Raw genomic sequence first — 17,131 nt, forward strand, 5'->3', positions numbered from 1 at the left:
GATGAAGGTCATGATTGCCGGAGCCGGTTCAGTAGGTTCCTCTATCGCCCGCGAGCTCGTGATCAACGATCATGAAGTACTACTCATTGATATCGAACCAGAAATGGCCGAGCGAGAAGATCTTGAAGGCGTCAAGTGGCTGATCGGAGATGCCTGCGAATTAGCGGTCCTGCAGCAAGCGCGGCTTGAAGATTACGACGTGGTCGTCTCTGCCAGTGGTGATGACAAAGTTAATCTTGTCGTCTCGCTCCTAGCAAAGAGTGAGTTTGGAATTCGCCGCACCGTGGGACGTGTGAACAATCCTAAGAATGAATGGATGTTTGATGATGCGTGGGGCGTGGACGTTGCGGTCAGTACCCCTCGTTTGATGACCGCCTTGGTTGAGGAAGCCGTGGAAGTCGGGGATCTCGTGCGCCTGCTAACCCTGAAGACCGGTGAGGTCTACATGGTTGAATTCACTGTCCCCCACGATTCAGCACTCATTGGCCGAACTATCGGTCGAATTCCTTGGCCGCAAGACACCACGCTCATGGCGGTGGTGCGCGACAAGACGCCATTCCCACCAAGCGCCGATGATGTGATTGAGGGTGGCGATGAAATCTTCTTCATCACCACCCCAGAAGCAGAATCGTTACTGCGCCGTACCCTTCGCGACGCGACCCGCTAACTTTCAGTCGACTCCTGAACGGAGGTAGTCGCATCCGCAGCAGGCTTGGAAAGCAACCAAGCAAACCACAAACCTGCGGCGTACAGAGGAACGCCCATGAGCGCACGCGCTAGACCCAACGCCACAACATGGTCCGTGTAGTACATCGGCAGTTGGACCGCGAGTCTGGCCGCAAACACGCCGATGACTACCCATGTAGCAATCTGATAACGACGTAACCGGTCCGCTTTTTTGCGCCATTCAACGCCTTCATTGCGGATGAAACCAAAAAGCAATCCGATCAATGGCCACCGAATTACTACTGAAATGATCAAGCCCAGCAGATAGGCGCCGGAAGTGTAAAAGCCCGGAATGTAGTAGTCCTTGGCATTACCGGAATGGCGTGCCGCGAACGCACAAATGAGGATACCGATCAGCCCGGAAGCGGACTGGATGAGGCTAGAGCGTCTGGCTAAGCGAACCACCATGAACAGCACCCCAAGGCTTATTGAGGTGATCAGCGCCCAGCCCAGGTTCGACGTCAGTGCAAAAACCATGATGAACAAGAATCCGGGCACCACGGTTTCCAAGATTCCGCGCACACCACCGACGGTGGATAGCAGGTCGATTCCTCCATCAGCGTTCTGCGAGATCTTTGAATTTGCACCAATCATCTCGGCAAAACTCGGCTTAGAGTCTTGCGCTGACTCCGATGGCTCTTCAGACCTTGGGTCCTCGTTGCGCATGCTGCTCACTTTCATTGGTTCAACAGCATGTTTGCTGCCCCGCCTCAGCGGAAACTTTGTTCAATCATCCTCGCACCACGGGAACGATAACGTAACGAGGATTAAAGATGGTGGGAACTTGATCAACTGGTGCGACCATTCCCGAGTATTCGACTTTTACTCCCGGCTTGATCCCTGGAACAGATTTCTGCCCCATGAACACCAGCCTCACGTGTGCCACAGTTCCTTGTCGTGCTGCCTCGCTACCCAGCTTGTCAACAACCACGGCTTTGAGCAGTGGAGGCTGATTCGGTGGTGAATAACTCACCGACTGGACGTAGCCCATATGCTTCACTCGGCCTTTGACAGGCAATTGGTCCAAGTTCTCCAAACACAGGTAATCCACTGTTGGATCGGCAGGACCGAGTTGCGGCGTTATGGGGTTTTCTCTGAGCGACATCTCTAGCCGATCTGGGTGATTTCTGGTCCGCGCTCTGGACGCTTCAGATCTGGCTGGGCGTCTTCACTAACTGGGCGGGTCTGCGCATTTGCTGGCACGCTCAGCGGCAACAATTCTGCAGGAGGCAACGGCTTGTCTCCGCGGTTCACGATGACATCTTGCAGAACACTCTCAACGGTTTGTGCCGCTTCTTCGTCGGAAATGGCATTACCACCAATGACGGCCCGCAGGAACCAACGTGGTCCGTCAATGCCAACAAAACGCAAGGCTACATGGCCTGCGCGACCGTCAGGCAGTTGCTGAGGAACACGCGCCAGCAGCTCTTCACCGTAAGCGCCATCGCGTTTGAAAATCTCACCGTTCTGGGCGGTGATATCACTCTTGATCTTGTCCTTGATGCCGGGCCAAAGGGATTCAGACTTGGACGAGGAGAAGGCCATGAGCTGAACGCGAGACTCTGCAATTTCCAGTGACACTGCGATGACTCGTTGGTTGGACTCTTCAACGTCCATTCGTACTTTCAAACCAGTCACCGGCTTGATGAGTATGGACCCAAAATCTAGGTATTCATCAGTATTGTCGACATCTTTAACATCGAACGGGCCAGTTTTTGGCTCTTCAGCCTCAACGACCGCCTCGGTTGATTCAACCGCAGGTTCCTGCTCTTTGGATTTTTTACGCTTAAAAATCATGGTGTCCTTAAAATCTGCGTTTGCTGTCCGCGCTAGTACTTAAGCGCTGAATCCACCAGTGGATCCAAAGCCTGAAGCTCCCCGTGCAGTCTCTTCCAACGAATCAACTTGGGTGAAAGCGGCCTGCTCAACTTTCTGAATTACTAGCTGGGCAATGCGGTCTCCGCGGTTCACGGTGAACGGCTCTGTCCGATCAGTATTGAGTAAGGTGACCATGATCTCACCACGGTAACCAGCATCAACAGTACCCGGTGCATTGACCACAGTAATTCCGTGCTTAGCGGCCAGACCGCTGCGTGGATGCACGAGGCCTACATAGCCGTGCGGAATGGCCAAGGCAATGCCGGTACGCACCAACGCACGCTCTCCTGGCTGAAGTACGACGCCTTCACGTGCGTGCAAGTCAGCACCCGCATCAGATGGATGCGCGTAGCTTGGTACAGGTAGTTCGCTGTCAAGCATTTTGATGGCAATCGAAAGTGTTGGCTCACTCATCGGTGTGGTAGTCCCCCGGATGTCTAGCGACATGATCGTTCATATGTTTCGTTGACTTAACTCTATCGCGCAGTCCTTAGAAAGACCTGTTCACACCGGTGCAGTCTGCGTTCAAAGAAATATTGCCTAGACTTGGAATCATGAGTAATACCAGCCCCGAGGCTTCGCGCGTTCTGTACACCGAAAAACTTTGGCCCTCGGCCAGCACCTGGATTTGGCCAGTCATCATTGCGATCACCGCAGGCGTTGCAGTTGCCCCAATCAACGCTATTCTCGGCTGGAGCGTTGGCGTGGCATTTCTGATTGCTTTGGTCGTAATCTTCATCGTGCGAGTACCGGCCATCGAAATTACCGAAAGCACCATTTCAGCGGGCCGCGCGAGCATCGAACGCAAATACATCGGTGAAGTCACCGGTTACCGCGGCGAGGAAGCCTTCAAGCAGCGAGGTCAAAAACTTCACGGCTTGGCGTACATGGTCCTTCGAGGCTATCTCGACGGTGTAGTGAAGATGGAGGTCACTGACGAGCGTGACACCACGCCATACTGGTTGGTTTCAACCCGTCGTCCTGAAGAATTCGCCGCTGCCCTCTCCGGGGTCATGTATGAGTTCACCGAAGAAGGCAAACTCGAATCCGAGGAGCGAGAGCAGGCTCACGAAGCCAACGAAGAATAACAGCACCTCACCAGCTCTTCTGAGCGGGTTACCAAGAACCCACCAGTACCTCTAGATCCTCAACACTTCTGAAAAGTGTTGGGGATCTATCCTTCGCACTCGCTACAGAATTTCTGACCGTTATCCTCACGGACCAGCTGTGTACGGTGACGGACCATAAAGCACGAAGCACAGGTGAATTCATCTGCTTGCTCGGCCATCACTTCGATGCTTGCTTCTTCTTGGGCAGTTTCTCCGCCAGGCAAGACGAAATCTTCGGCCAAGGAGATTTCTGATTCGTCGATGAGGTTAGCCATCTCAACGCCCTTGGCAGCTTTGAGCTTGGCAATTTCCTTGGCGCGTGCTTCATCGGAGAGGATCGTCGGTGCAGCAGATTCAGATGTCATGATAATTTTTTGCTCTTTTCTGCAGGTCATCGTCCAGGCCGGTAACATCATTGAGTGAAAAATTGTACCGGCATAGAAGTATAACGTTCTTAGGCAGGATCCATTCCTTCGCTGCTCTGGCTATGCCACGGGCAGAAGGAATAGGAAATACGACGTGAAGTTGATGACTATTCTTGCGCCACACCCGGTGCGGTGGTAGGAAATCAGCCTCCAAGGTGGCAGAGTTTTACTCAGGAAATAGAGCGTGTGGAGGGTATTAATGCGTCAGCTGAGACTGGTAGGAATTCATGAAAATGGTTCCAGCCTGCAGGTCAGCAGTGACGACGGGATGAGCTATGAACTCCCCGTTGACGATGCACTGCGCAGTGCAATGGCAGAAATCGCTCGTTCACGGGCCCCAAGGAACCGCGAAGAATCTTCGGTCCACTCGCCACGTGAGATTCAGGCGCGCGTGCGTGCTGGCGCTTCTGCTTATGATCTGTCACTTGAATGGGACGTCCCCATCGAAGACATCGTGAAGTACGAAGGCCCGGTTCTGGCTGAACGCGAACACATGGCTGAGCTAGCTCGTCGTGTCGAAGTTTCAGGCCCACAGACTGATGCTGAATACCGTGAAGTCTTTGGCGAAGAGCCAGCAGACTTGGGCTCCATGGTGGTGCATCGCTTTAACCAGTTGCACATCGACAGCGAAACTGCTCGTTGGAATTCGTGGAAAGATCCAGAAGGTCAGTGGATCATTACCGTTGAATTTGATTCGCCGCTACCCAGCGACAATGTTGAATCCATTGGTTCCGAGTCGAAAAACGCAGCTGAAAATGTTGCTCGCTGGTCATTCACGCCAGCACGTAAGTCTTTGAAGAATTTGAACCGCTGGGCACAGACTCTCAGCGAGCAGGTTGCTCCTGAATACTTCCGCCCAGTTGCTGCAGTAAGTCAGGCTGAACCTGAGCCACCTGCATCCAATGTTCCCGAAGCTGACGAGACCGAAGAGTTGGTAACCCTGCTCAACGCTCGTCGAGGGCAGCGTCCTAAGGATCAAGATCCTGAGCGCGAGTCCCGCTTCAACGACATCATTGAACGCGGCATGAGTAAGTACGACGCTGAGGAAGAAGACTCGTTGCCGAATCTTCCGCAGGGCATTTCGCCTCGTACCTCGCAATTGATGGTTGTCACTGATTCGAGCAATGACGAATCTGATACGCAGGATAAGTCCTCCGAACAGGATGACGACACTGCCCCACGCAAGGCTAAACGTTCGTCGGTTCCAAGCTGGGACGACATCATGTTCGGAAAGCGCAAGAAGGATACGGATTCCTAAATCCCACTGGATGCCAAATACGCGACGGGCTAGCACCAATTGGTGCTAGCCCGTCGCGTATTGGTTTGTTCGACTTATGCCGTTCTGTGTACCAGCAGAGGTACGAATCGCTCCCCTGCTGTGAGCGAGCCGTGCTGGCCAACCATGTCAAAAGCCATCGGAGCGACTCGGCGACCGTCGTAGAAAGCAATGGATTCTGCTGCCAGGATCATCAAGTCCCCCAATCGCGCTAGATGCTCGGCGGTGATCGGACCAAAGTATCCGCGCTCCACTGCCTCTTGACGAGTCAAGATCCACGCTTTGGTACCAAATGCTTCGTGCCAGGCGGCTTTCACTCGATCTCTGCAGGCCTCGTCTGCTTCGGGCGCGAAGGTAAGCTGAACCCCGCGAGGTTCCCCACTGGTCAGTTCCACCGACTCAATGAGTTCTGGATACTTGCTGTAGTCGATGCGTTGAGATTCAGGAACATCAACCATTCCATGGTCTCCGGTAATTAGCACCGTAGTTTCCTCAGGCAAGCGAGAGACCAACGATTTGATGACGTAGTCGAGTTCTTCCAGGGTGTCTCGCCACTGACTCGAGTCCACACCGAACTTGTGCCCGGTCTTATCTAGTTCGTTGAAGTAGGTGTAAACCAACGCGCTGCGATGCTTTTCGAATACTGTATGGGTGGCTTTGGCTCGCGCCATGGGTTGGTTCGCCGCGACAAAGACCGGTCCACGTAACGAAGCACGAGTCAGCGCAGACTTTGCGAACATCGGAATGGACACTGTGGCTACATGCAGTCCATGGTCCGCTACCTTTTGGAAAACGGTAGGTTGCGTTTGCCATACTTCAGGATTCAAATCGGCCGGCCAACCACCCAACTGGTTCACCACTCGACGCTTATCCGGATCAACCACATCGTATCCAAGCATGCCGTGCTCTCCGGGAGTCACTCCGGTAGCCAAAGAGCTCAGGGACGTTGCAGTGGTTGAGGGGAAGCCAGTGCCCAACTTTTGCCCTGAGGCAAACAAAGACCGAAGGAATGGGGCATGCCCAGTATGGCTTTTGAGTTGGTTCCAGCCCAGACCATCCACCATGATGACCACAACGCGCTTAGTTTTTTTCAAGCCCAACACGTTGGCGAACCCTGGAACTCCTAGAGCTGCTGCTGCCGACGGAAGAATCTCCGAGAGGGTGGCTTGCCCATATTTAGGTGCCTCGGGAATCTTAGTTGCTGGCATTGCAAGTTCGGGCACGGCGAGCTCGTTGCTATCGCTCAAGAGATTGTCGCCAAACGTAGTCGAACAGCAAATTCACGAGCCTTATTCACCGCACGTTGCCCATCAGCTTCAGCGCTGACGCGAATGACTAAATCTTCTGGTTGCGAAGTTCCGTTCAAACCATGGTCAGCTTCGCACTGTGGATCTCCACAATCGGCTGGAGCTAGATCGATGCGTTTGGTACCGCCCCATGACATGCCAAAAGTCAGTTCCTTGACCGGATCTGCGGCCGAATAGTGCTGCGGCTGGTGGTAAACAAAGCTGGTTGCCACAGAGGCAATCCGCGACAGTGCGATCATTTCGACCGAAACCTGAGCCATTACATCTCGTCCGTGATCATCAAGTTGCTGATCATCAACATGCAAGATAAACAGCACTTTTTCGCTCATCACCATGACCGTAATGTGTCGGTGAACCTCTGTGTTGTCGAAATGAGTTTCCAGATGAACGTAGTGGTCAAGCACGGGCTGATTCATCATTGCTTCGGCAAGGACATCTTGAACCATCTGCGGATAGAATCCTGCCCGCACCAGATCGTCTTGAAGCTCAGCGCCAGGAGCAGTCGAATATGTTGGAGAACTCATACGTCAATTCTACTCAGTCGCCATCATCAATTCACGTTGGCCAACGTCCGTCAGCTTCTCAATGCGCGGCGCACGCTGTCAGTACGTTGCTCAGCATTGCTGATCTGAATATTCACGGCTAACACACTGAGCGAATTTGCCGATACCGAAATTGGCGCAAACTTGGCCACCGTGACTTCTGGATGGTTATCTTTGAACAGCGAGACCCTGGTAATAAAGTCCTTGAGCGCCTCTAGGTCCACGGCTGCTAAACCCTGATACCCCAGCAGGCGAACGCTGCTTCGAGGGCGCCTAATTAGTTGCTCAAGATCGTGCAACGACAGTGGCGCTACGCCGTGGGCCCAGTCGTCTAGAAGGTTCACCGGATCTCCGCTGAGGCCAAAGGAGATTACCGGTCCAAGCAGTGGATCTTCCACTGCTTTAAGTACGCAAGCTTGGCCGGCCGGTGCCATGCGCTGCACTTCAAGGGTTTCAACTCCGTAGGACTGCATCAACAACTTCATGTGGGTGAAATTTGATTCAAGGCTGGCACGGTCGGGAATGCTCAACCGTACGCCGCCCAGATCTAAGCGCTGGCGTAGGTCGGGGTCGTTGGCCTTCAGTGCTACAGGCCAGCCCAGTTCGTCTGACGCCGCGACGGCCTCCGCGACTGTGTTTACAACGCGAGAGCCAAAAATCTGAATCCCGTAGAAGCCCAATAGTTTTTGCGCTTGAGCTTCGCTCAGCTCTAGTAGGTTAGAGCCGGAGACGGTTTTCCCCAGTTCATTCAGGTACCCTGCAGCACCTTCCACATCTATGCCTGCAGGATCATCGATGGCCTCATACGGTACATCGAGCCACTGTTGGTAACCGTAGGCTTTCGCAAGCGCACCTATCGCCGTTGTCGGAGAAGTGTACAAAGGAACGCTTTGGTTCAGGCCGCCAGTAATCTTGTGATCCGATAAACCTGGTACTAGACACAACACTGGCTTGGTCTGGTCAAGGAATTCACGCGCTACTTTGAGAACAGCCGAAGTTTCCAATCCGGAGTATGGAAGGTGCGCCAACACTACCGCGTTTACTTCAGGATCTTTGATTAGTTCTTGAATCCTGCGGCGCAGCATTGGTATCGCCCGGGACTGGCCAACCGCATAGTCCAGCTCCTCTCCGTCAATCTTCGTGTTCAAGTTCCGAGTTTCAGCGACGTCGCAAACCACCTCGGCAATCGTCGAAGAATTTGATAACACGGCCACGTTGGGTCCAAGCGGTGGCGGAAAGACTGAGAGCAGCGAAGAAACATCGAGCAGCTCTTCCGAAGAACGAACACGGATCACCCCGGATTGGCGCAAGATCGCATTCATCGCTCCCGCTGGCGCCTGCCCTACACGCACAGAGTGTCCAGGAGGTAGCCTGCGCCCCATCACGTCAGTCTTAGCAACGACCACTGGTTTACGTCGGGCTAGTCTGCGGGCGATGCGCGCAAACTTACGAGGGTTGCCGAAAGACTCCAGATACATCGCTACAACGCCGGTACGAGGATCGTCTTCGAAGAATTGCATGGCGTCGTTGCCCGAGACATCGGCACGCAGGCCTGCCGAGATCGCGCTACTGACCCCGACACTTTGTTGCAATGCAACACCTTGCAGAATCATGCCCATGGCGGCTGACTGGGAGAAGATACCCACATTGCCAGGCTTGGGCGATCCGGAGCTGCCCGAAGCGTACAACTTCACCTCTGGATCGGTATTAATCAGCCCCAGCGAAGCCGGTCCGACCACGCGCATTCCGTTAGCACGAGCATATGCTACCAGTTCTCGCTGCGCGCCGAGACCCTCAGCGGATTCGTAGCCTGCCGACATGATTACCAACGCCTTCACACCGTGGGCAGCGCAGTCCGTGATGGCTTCCAAGACACGCTCGCGCGGAATACACAGCACTGCGACGTCGACGTCTCCAGGCACTTCGGTAATTTTTCCGTAGGCCACCATACCGCCGACCTCCAACGCCGCCTCATTGACGGCGTAAACGGTGCCGGAGAATCCTGATTCGATGATTCGTTCCAGTACATCGTGACCGAGTTTGCCCCAGGTGCGGCTAGCACCAATGATGGCGACGGAATCCGGTGAAAGTAGTCCAGCTACGCTACTGGCTTCGGCACGGTGCTCCCGAGATTCGGTGACTGCTCGTGACTTCTCGGTAGGGCTGATGGAAAATTCCAGCATCACCACACCGTCTTCAAAGTGACGGGCAACGGCGTAGCCGGCTTCCGAAAAAACGGTGAGCATCTTGCGGTTTTCGGGCAAAACTTCTGCGGCGAACTTTTCGATACCTTTTTCTCGAGCGGCGGCTGCGAGATGTTCGAGCAAGATCGAACCGATACCGGTGCCTTGATATTCATCGGAGACGTTGAACGCCACTTCAGCTTCCAGTGGATTATCCAGTCGATCGTATCTACCGACTCCAATAATTTTGGTACCGCGCACCACGGTGAAAGCTACCCGGTTGCTGTGGTCCACGTTGGTGAAGCGTTCGAGCTCTTTAGGAGTCAGCGATGACTTGTACGTAAAATAGCGTAGGTAGACCGAGGCTTCAGATTGATGTTTGTGCATTTCTTGCAGCGCCTGCGCATCCTGCGGGGTGATTGGACGCAGATGAGCTGTCGTCCCGTCGCGCAGCACAACATCAGCTTCCCAATGTGCCGGATATGTCGCCGAAAGTTTACGATCCACCATAGGCTTAGGATAGTCGGGAGTTTCGCGTTGTGCCCAGACGCAACACGAAGTCTCGACCGTTGATGCCGCAAGAGAGTAAGTGAAGGACAAAAAGAGTAATGGCTCGAAAGAAGTCAGAAGAGATTCCAGAGGATTTTGTTGAAAACATCGTCGACATCGACGTGACCAATGAAATGGAATCCTCCTTCTTGGAGTATGCCTACTCGGTGATCTACTCACGTGCTCTGCCCGATGCACGAGATGGACTAAAGCCGGTCCAGCGTCGCATTCTTTTCCAGATGGCGCAGATGGGTTTGCGCCCTGAAAAGGGACATGTGAAGTCCGCTCGCGTGGTTGGCGAAGTCATGGGTAAGCTACACCCCCACGGTGACGCCGCGATCTACGACGCAATGGTGCGTTTAGCTCAAGATTTCTCGCTCCGTTTGCCGCTGATTGATGGCCACGGAAACTTCGGTTCGCTCGATGACGGTCCGGCAGCACCGCGTTATACCGAAGCGCGGCTGGCTGCCTCGGCGGTAGCCATGACCGCCAATTTGGATGAAGACGTTGTGAACTTCATTCCAAACTACGACAACCAGTTCATGCAGCCCGAGGTCCTCCCGGCTGCTTTCCCTAACCTGCTTGTTAATGGCACCACCGGCATTGCCGTAGGCATGGCCACGAACATGGCGCCACACAATTTGGGCGAGGTAGTCGCCGCCGCCCAGCACTTGTTGGTTGAACCTGAGGCCACCGTTGAAGAACTGATGAAGTTCATTCCCGGACCAGATTTACCTTCCGGTGGCAGCATCATTGGTTTGGATGGGGTGAAGGACGCCTACCGTACCGGGCGTGGATTGTTCCGTACACGAGCCACTGTGGCATTAGAGAAGCTTTCGGCACGCAAGTCAGCGTTGGTCGTTACCGAGCTGCCCTATGGCGTGGGTCCGGAAAAGGTCATCGAAAAGCTCAAAGACGGAGTTAATAACAAGAAGATCTCCGGCGTCTCAGATGTCGTTGACTTAACTGACCGTCACCACGGGCTCAAATTGGTGATTGAGCTGAAGAACGGCTTTAATCCCAACGCTGTGCTGACTAGCCTGTACAAGTACACACCGATGGAAGATTCCTTTGGTATCAACAACGTGGCACTGGTCAATGGTCAACCACGCACCATGGGTCTACGCGAACTGCTGACCGTCTACGTTGACCACCGGCTGGACGTGGTTCGCCGTCGTACCGCGTACCGTTTGGCAAAGCGCGAAGATCGTTTGCACCTGGTTGAAGGTCTGTTGATCGCCATTGTCGATATCGACGACGTGATTGCCATCATCCGTTCCTCCGAGCAGACCAATGAGGCCCGCCAGCGACTGATGACGGTCTTTGACCTCAGCGAAGCGCAAGCCAACCACATCCTGGAACTGCGCCTGCGCCAGCTGACCAAATATTCGAAGCTGGAATTGGAAACCGAAGCCGAACAGCTGCGTGAAGAAATTGAAAAATTGCGCGCCATCTTGGCTTCCGATCAGCTACTGCGCAGCCTAGTCTCCGAAGAGCTGGGCACCATGGCTGAAACTTTCGGCACACCTCGCCGGACCAAATTACTCAAGTCTGCGCAACTGGCGCCGCTGAAGGGAACAGCACTTCCAGAAGCTGTTGGCAACGGCAAAACCGCCAAACTGGCCATGGAAATTTCCGACAGCGCCTGTTGGGTTCTACTCTCGGCCACCGGACAAATTGCACGGACTCACGATCGCAGCCCAGTGGACTTCTCTGCGGCGCGGATAAAGCACGACGTGCTTGTCTCGCAGGTCCCATCCACTGCGCGCGGCGAAATTGGCGCATTAACCAGCACCGGCCGGATTATCCGCGTTTCGTTGATCGACGTACCCGTCCTGCCCGAATCCCATGGCTTCCCGCAATTGGCCCAGGGCGTGCCAGTAGCCGAGTTCCTGAAGCTGGCCAAGAGTGAAAAAGCGATCGCTTTGGTACCGCTTAATGAGGTTCTGGCCATCGGTACGCAACAAGGAGTGGTCAAACGAGTCACTCCGGAATATCCACTGAACCGCGATGAGTTTGAGACCATCACGCTCAAAGACGGTGATACGGTAATTGCCGCCGGCGTGGCTGGTGAAGATGACGAATTGGTCTTCCTGACTCGCGATGCTCAACTGTTGCGTTTCCCTGCCTCTGCGGTGCGTCCGCAGGGTCGAACCGGCCGAGGCATGGCGGGCATCAAGCTCGGTGCAGATGATCGGGTGATCTTCTTTGGTGTAGTCCCAGCGAATGCGCAGCACACCGTGGTGGCTACCATCGCCGCCGGATCACAAACCTTGCCAGGAACTTCCGGTCAGTCGGTGAAGCTGACAGAATTTGCACAGTTCCCTTCCAAGGGCCGTGCCACCGCGGGCGTTCGCGCACACCGTTTCGTCAAGGGCGAGGACCACTTGCAGCTCGCATTCGCTGGACAAGGTCCTGCTCGCGCGAGTTCCACTGCTGGCATCGTACGAGCCTTGCCCACTGAGTACGGCAAGCGCGACGGTTCAGGTGCTCCGCTGGCGCAGTCGATCAATGTCCTTGGCGGCACGCTCAGCGTTGCCGGCGCCCCAGCTGCAGCATCGGTCCAACCGGTTACTAGTGAGCCCGACTCCCCCGTTGAGGTTCAGCAGGCTAGACCCGCTCCAACGTTTACACCTGGCGAAGACACCTTGCCATTTGATGATGGCGGAGTAATTCTCTAACTTGAGGCACGGTGCGCCAAAGGTGCCGTCATGAATCACCACTGTCGATTCATGACGGCACCTTTTTACTTGCCCTACCGTGCCAAACTTCGAACGCCCAAATCGATGCTGTGATCGCATTCTTGCGCCAATTTTTCATCGTGAGTAATGAGCACCACGGTACGAGTGGCTAAGGCTTGGCGAAGGGTGTCAATCAGTTCTTCGCTTTCATCAACCCCAAGGTGTGCGGTGGGCTCATCCAACAAGATCACTTGATGACCGCCAAGAATTGCTCGCGCTACGGCAAGCTTGCAGCGTTGGCCTCCTGAAAGATTGTGTCCGCCCGAACCGATCTTAGTTTCAAGCCCATTACTCTGATTCTGGTACCAGGACGACAGGCCAATCTGTTGGAGGACCGCGATGAGTTGATCATCCGTTCGTTCTTCGTTCTCCGGGACACCGAGCATCAGGTTCCGGCGAATAGATGAGTCAAAAAGATGCGCCTCTTGAGGACACCACGCCACCGATGAGAGATCTGCTTGTTCAATGCTTTGTCTGTGGCCGGTTGCATCCACGCCATACAGCTGTCCCGACCGCACCGGCAGCGCTCCCAGTAACGCCGTCAGTAGGGTCGACTTGCCCGCGCCCGATGGACCAACGATGGCGGTCCATTGTCCTGGAGGAATTTGCGCGGACAATTCTGACACCACGTTCTTCGCGGAACCATACCCCAAGCCCACGTCCTGAAGTTCGTAGCCGACCACGGGAGCTCGCAGCTCATCGGTGGCTTGCTTCTGTGCCATTGGATGAGAATTTCGGCTGGTCAATCCGTTGGCCTCAAGTTGTTTGGTCAGGTGCTTCAGCGACGCACCCTGTTGCACTGCCATCAGCGCATTGCCTGCGCTGTCGCCCAAGGCAAGACTGAGCAAAACAGCCAATGCCGTCATGGAAGCAGTACTGTGCGACATGGAAGTAATGACCACTGCCATCAGCACGCTGAAAAATACGGCGAGCGCAGATGCGGTGCCTTGGCCCAACGCGTGACGCCGGGCCACCATGGTGTTGGCTTGTTCCTGGGTGTCCAATGATTTGATCGCTTGTTTCAGCGACTGGTTGATCCGCAGCGCTGATTTGTGGCGCAGGATGCTCACAATTGACTGGTTCATGGCAAATCGATGGTTCATCTGCTTTACCAGTTGTTGGCCTTCTACGCGCCGAACCAGCCAACGAACTGGGAAGACAAGAACTAGCCCCGCCAGGGTTGCTACCCAACCAAATTCGGGCTGAATGATAAACAGGGCAACGGTGGAAAGAACCCACAACGTGATGGCGGACAATGGAGGGAAAAGTACCCGCGCAAGCTGGTCACGCAGTTCGTCGACCTCGGCCAGCAGGAAACGTAAGACCACCGATGAGCGGCTGAATAGTCCCCATCGCGAAGGGTCTGCAATCATCGCATTCCACATTTTTTCGCGCAGCTTGCCTGCGTAGCCTAGTACTGCGTCGTGGATGGCTAATTGTTCTAGATAGCGGAAGGCCGCCCTTCCAATGCCAAGTGCGCGGACCATAACAAAGGCTACGCTCAAGTGCAGGATCGGTGGTTGATAGCTTGCTTCAACGATCAACCAACCACTGAGTGCGGCCAGCGCTGCGGCGCACAGGACGCTAATGCTCCCCCACAACACGGCTTTGCGTGCACTTAGATAGTTCTTCAACAGCTCGGTACGAGGTGCGAACGGTGTAGTGGTCCCTTGGGTTGCGGCATAGCCTTCGTTGTCTCTATGCAGATCCTCTGCTACTTCCGATACCGTTCCCGCAGTGGTTACAGGCGCGCTGATGACAGGACTTTGCTCAATAAGTGGATCGTGACTGGCAATGAGTACTGCGCAGCGTTCAGGGAGCCGTTTGAGCAATCCGCGAATCTGTTCGGCATTGTGCTGATCCAAGTGCGCGGTGGGCTCATCAGCAAGCAGTAGCGTGCAGTCCGGTTCGCTGTGGACGCGCAGCAAAGCTCGCATCACTTCAAGTCTGCGCAGTTCTCCGGGTGAGTATTCAGCGATGTTTCGCGCAAGCAGGTCATAGAGTGACAGGTGGGTCGCTAGGTCCGAGATCATCTCTCCGGTCGCCAGCGGCGCATCCTGTGCGATCTGTTCACTGCCCGTACTCGCGTCAAAGCGTGGATGCTGAGTGATAGCTGCGATTGACCCGGAATAACTGATGGCGCCCTGTACCAATGCAGGATCAAATGTATTGTCACTGCTGTATGCCTCGGCGACCAAGGTAAGCAGAGTCGTTTTGCCTGTGCCACTGGGGGTGGCGATGATGTGGCGTTCTCCGGCTGCCAGAGCCAGATCAAAATCTTTGTAGACTTCAGCGCCATCCTGGTAGCGCAGGGTGAGCTTTTCAATTTCTAGGATGTTGCCTGCGCTGGCGGATGCTTCCTTCTTGAGTCCCGACTTTGACGGCTTCGTGGTCATCTGTGCATAACGCTGGAATGCGGCCAGTCCGTCGTCTGCGGCATGATAAGCGGAACCAACTTCGCGCAGTGCAGAGAAAACTTCGGGGGCCAGGATCAAGATGGTCAGTCCAGCCGATAGTTCCATGGATCCGTTGACTAGCCGGACTCCGATAAATACCGCGAGCACCGCAACAGAGAGTGTCGAAATCAGTTCCAGCCAAAAACTCGACATAAACACAGTCTTGAGGTTGGCCATCGTCGCAGCTCGATATTTTTCACCAACTTTGGCAATGGCGTTTCCATGTTCGCGTGCTCTGCCGAGACCCAATAGAGCCGGCAACCCCTGAGCTAGCTCATATAGTTGACTCGCCAGCCGGTCCAAAGACGCTTGAGATTGGCTTAGGGTGTCTTGAGTATGCATTCCGATCAACGCCATGAACACTGGAACGAGCGGGACTGTCAGCAACAGAATGATGGCGCTGACCCAATCCACCTTCAAAATATAGAGGCCAACGAGAAGAGGTACAGCGACAGCACCAATAAGCGCAGGGATGAATTTGGTGAAGTAATCATCAAGCTTCTCAATTCCATGGCTCGCCAACGTTGCCACCACAGGAACTGCGTCTTGGCTTTGAGCAACGATGGAGGGATGAGCTGCTTGGGACTGTACGAGATTCTTACGTAGCCGTTCCTTGACTCCCAAGCCCATCCGCCGCGATGCCACATTCAGTCCCCATGCAGCGACGGCTCGTACCACCGCGCCACAACCAGCCACATACAGCAGCACGGTTTCTGGGTTCTCCCCTTGTGCCATCGCAGCAATCCAAACTCCGAGGGCATAAGCGACAAGCACCAGCCCCACTGCCTTGATGACGGAGAAAGTTGTCAGCAAGGTGAACTGGCGCGGGGAAATCAGTTCTCGTGGTAGAAAACGTGGGGCTGGCATAGCTCGACTTTCAGTTTTACGTAGAGTTAGTTGACGATCGAAGTCACGCGATGAGTCTCTGGGATGTGTTCTTCACGCAGGCGTTTGCGGAATACCCAGTAGCTCCACGCTTGATAGGCCACTACCAGTGGTACGCCGAAGGCAGCGATCACGCTCATGAGCTTCAATGTGTAGGCGGTGCTGGAGGCATTGGCAGTCGTTAGGTCGAATGCGGGATCCAGCGTGGATGGAAGCACGACAGGATAAGCTGCCAAGAAAATAGCGGCCATTGCTCCTAGCAACATGATTCCCAGTGCCGCGAAGGAGACCCCCTCTTTGTGGTTTCGGCCTGTGATCACAGCGATCACGAGAGCGATCAAAGAGACCGCAAAGCTAACCCAGGCCAGCGCCGAGCCGCTGGTTACTAGCACCCATACGACCCACGCCACTAGTGGGAGTACCGCTACTGGCAACCAGCGCGAAACCAACTTGCCTGCTTCGAACCGGACCAAACCGTCAGTTTTCAAACGCAAGAAAGCCAGCGAGTGAATCCAGCAGAAGGCTACGACTGCTACGCCGCCAAGAACGGCATGCCAGGTAAGCCATGCGAACGGTCCCCCAATGCGGTCACCGTTTTCGTTCAGTGGCAGGCCGATTGTGGTGGAGGCGAGCATCGCGCCAACGCCAAAGGCAGCGAGCAACGAGCCAACTCCCAAGGCTAGATCCCAAAGATTTCGCGTAACTACGGTGATCGCTTTTCCGCGATATTCGATGGCTACGGCTCGGAAGATCAGCGCGACCAGAACCATGGTGAGCGGAATATACAAGGCCGAGAACAGCGATGCGTACCAGTGTGGGAACGCCGCAAACATCGCTCCGCCGGCCGTGATCAGCCAAACTTCATTCCCGTCCCAGACGGGCCCAATAGTGTTCAGTAAGAGTCGTTTTCTTTTCTCCGTTGGTCTACCCAATCCGATGAGCATGCCTACCCCGAGGTCAAATCCTTCAAGAAAGAGGTAGCCGCACCAGAGCAGGGCAATGACGATGAACCACAGTGTTGGTAGCCATTCCATGATTTTCTCCTTTGGTCCTG

At 54.7% G+C, this 17,131-nt stretch carries 14 protein-coding genes; 4 read left to right on the forward strand and 10 right to left on the reverse strand.

What is annotated here, in order from left to right:
• Position 1 precedes the first annotated feature (1 nt).
• Positions 2-667 (forward strand): TrkA family potassium uptake protein, encoded by a 666-nt coding sequence (locus FJV47_RS01725; RefSeq protein WP_159609426.1) that lies wholly within the window; start codon positions 2-4, stop codon positions 665-667.
• On the opposite strand, the gene FJV47_RS01730 is transcribed toward FJV47_RS01725, so the two are convergent.
• The 4 genes from FJV47_RS01730 to dut all read right to left on the reverse strand — a co-directional run bounded on the left by FJV47_RS01730 (position 664) and on the right by dut (position 3,018).
• Positions 664-1,392: a DUF3159 domain-containing protein gene (locus tag FJV47_RS01730; protein WP_159609428.1), complete on the reverse strand. Its 729-nt coding sequence runs from the start codon at positions 1,390-1,392 to the stop codon at positions 664-666. The genes FJV47_RS01725 and FJV47_RS01730 overlap by 4 nt on opposite strands.
• A 64-nt stretch (positions 1,393-1,456) precedes the next feature.
• Positions 1,457-1,831 (reverse strand): hypothetical protein, encoded by a 375-nt coding sequence (locus FJV47_RS01735; RefSeq protein WP_159609430.1) that lies wholly within the window; start codon positions 1,829-1,831, stop codon positions 1,457-1,459.
• Positions 1,832-1,833: 2 nt separating this feature from the next.
• Positions 1,834-2,523: a DUF3710 domain-containing protein gene (locus FJV47_RS01740; RefSeq protein ID WP_159609432.1), complete on the reverse strand. Its 690-nt coding sequence runs from the start codon at positions 2,521-2,523 to the stop codon at positions 1,834-1,836.
• Between the two features lie 39 nt (positions 2,524-2,562).
• Positions 2,563-3,018, reverse strand: a complete 456-nt coding sequence (dut, locus tag FJV47_RS01745; protein WP_159609434.1) for a dUTP diphosphatase — start codon at positions 3,016-3,018, stop codon at positions 2,563-2,565.
• 140 nt (positions 3,019-3,158) lie between these two features.
• On the opposite strand from dut, the gene FJV47_RS01750 reads away from it, so the two are divergent.
• Positions 3,159-3,692 (forward strand): DUF3093 domain-containing protein, encoded by a 534-nt coding sequence (locus tag FJV47_RS01750; RefSeq protein ID WP_159609436.1) that lies wholly within the window; start codon positions 3,159-3,161, stop codon positions 3,690-3,692.
• 86 nt (positions 3,693-3,778) lie between these two features.
• Here FJV47_RS01750 and FJV47_RS01755 read toward each other — a convergent pair whose 3' ends face one another.
• A complete protein-coding gene (locus FJV47_RS01755) occupies positions 3,779-4,078 on the reverse strand; it encodes a DUF4193 family protein (RefSeq protein ID WP_159609438.1) in 300 nt (99 codons plus the stop codon).
• 259 nt (positions 4,079-4,337) lie between these two features.
• On the opposite strand from FJV47_RS01755, the gene sepH reads away from it, so the two are divergent.
• The gene (gene sepH / locus FJV47_RS01760; protein WP_159609440.1) at positions 4,338-5,396 is read left to right on the forward strand and encodes a septation protein SepH; all 1,059 of its coding nucleotides are present in this window, start codon (positions 4,338-4,340) and stop codon (positions 5,394-5,396) included.
• A gap of 74 nt (positions 5,397-5,470) precedes the next feature.
• Here the strand turns inward: sepH and FJV47_RS01765 are convergent, their stop codons facing one another.
• From FJV47_RS01765 to FJV47_RS01775, 3 genes are read right to left on the reverse strand one after another with little or no spacing between them, the layout of a single operon-like run.
• On the reverse strand, positions 5,471-6,661 hold the full coding sequence (locus tag FJV47_RS01765) for an alkaline phosphatase family protein (protein WP_370514879.1): 1,191 nt from the start codon (positions 6,659-6,661) through the stop codon (positions 5,471-5,473).
• Positions 6,658-7,245 (reverse strand): DUF5998 family protein, encoded by a 588-nt coding sequence (locus tag FJV47_RS01770; RefSeq protein WP_159609442.1) that lies wholly within the window; start codon positions 7,243-7,245, stop codon positions 6,658-6,660. Before FJV47_RS01770 ends, FJV47_RS01765 begins: the two co-directional genes overlap by 4 nt.
• A gap of 50 nt (positions 7,246-7,295) precedes the next feature.
• Positions 7,296-9,956 (reverse strand): GNAT family N-acetyltransferase, encoded by a 2,661-nt coding sequence (locus tag FJV47_RS01775; protein WP_159609444.1) that lies wholly within the window; start codon positions 9,954-9,956, stop codon positions 7,296-7,298.
• Between the two features lie 98 nt (positions 9,957-10,054).
• Between FJV47_RS01775 and FJV47_RS01780 the strand changes: the two genes are divergently transcribed.
• A complete protein-coding gene (locus FJV47_RS01780) occupies positions 10,055-12,676 on the forward strand; it encodes a DNA topoisomerase (ATP-hydrolyzing) subunit A (RefSeq protein WP_159609446.1) in 2,622 nt (873 codons plus the stop codon).
• A 74-nt stretch (positions 12,677-12,750) separates the two neighbouring features.
• Here the strand turns inward: FJV47_RS01780 and cydC are convergent, their stop codons facing one another.
• Entirely contained in the window at positions 12,751-16,059 is a 3,309-nt protein-coding gene (gene cydC / locus FJV47_RS01785) for a thiol reductant ABC exporter subunit CydC (RefSeq protein WP_159609448.1), read from the reverse strand.
• A gap of 26 nt (positions 16,060-16,085) precedes the next feature.
• A complete protein-coding gene (cydB, locus tag FJV47_RS01790; protein ID WP_159609450.1) occupies positions 16,086-17,111 on the reverse strand; it encodes a cytochrome d ubiquinol oxidase subunit II in 1,026 nt (341 codons plus the stop codon).
• Between the last annotated feature and the right edge of the window lie 20 nt (positions 17,112-17,131).

The organism is Glutamicibacter sp. JC586, from assembly GCF_009805585.1.
Taxonomy (GTDB): domain Bacteria; phylum Actinomycetota; class Actinomycetes; order Actinomycetales; family Micrococcaceae; genus Glutamicibacter.